At 30.2% G+C, this 557-nt stretch carries 2 protein-coding genes; both read left to right on the top strand.

What is annotated here, in order from left to right; all coding sequences use genetic code 11:
• On the top strand, positions 1–401 hold a 401-nt coding region (locus MXD58_RS24700; RefSeq protein WP_250610049.1), incomplete at its 5' end, for a hypothetical protein.
• Positions 402–430: 29 nt separating this feature from the next.
• On the top strand, positions 431–557 hold a 127-nt coding region (locus MXD58_RS31810; RefSeq protein ID WP_518478674.1), incomplete at its 3' end, for a DUF3784 domain-containing protein.

Here is a 557-nt window from a genome sequence, read left to right as displayed (position 1 = left end):
CACTAACTTATAAAGGAGAAGATAAAATCATGCAAATAAATTTTTTAACCGTTCTTATTAGTATAATTGTAAGTGTTGGAATCGTTAGCCTTGTGACAGGACAAATTCAATGGGGAATATTAGTGGGGCTTCTTGTAGGTGTGGGTAGTGCAAAATGGCTTAGATTAAAAAAACAAGAAGCTAAAGATGAAATTGAATATGTCGAAAGGGTAAATATTAACATTATGCAATACTCTTTACAAACATTTTCTATTTCCAATTTACTCCTTTTGGTTTATTTGTTAATCTCAGACCAGATTCTAAATGAGCAGTCGGTAAATGTAAGTCATTTAACCATTTACTTAATCATCACATTAATTGTTGCATTCTATGTCGTTCCATTTATAGCAAGGAAAAGATAAGAGCCAAAACTTTGAATTTAAACTTAAAGATGGAGGAATTATCAGTGAATCAAGTATTTATAATTACTGCAATCATACTTTTTGTATTAGCATTTCTCGTTGGAGTAAAGAAACAGACATGGTTATTATCAGGTTATAATCAAAGTAGAGTAAAAG

It is taken from the genome of Frankia sp. AgKG'84/4 (assembly GCF_023242965.2).
In the GTDB taxonomy this organism is placed as follows: Bacteria; Actinomycetota; Actinomycetes; order Frankiales; family Frankiaceae; genus Frankia.
This window is presented reverse-complemented; position numbering and strand designations above follow the sequence as displayed.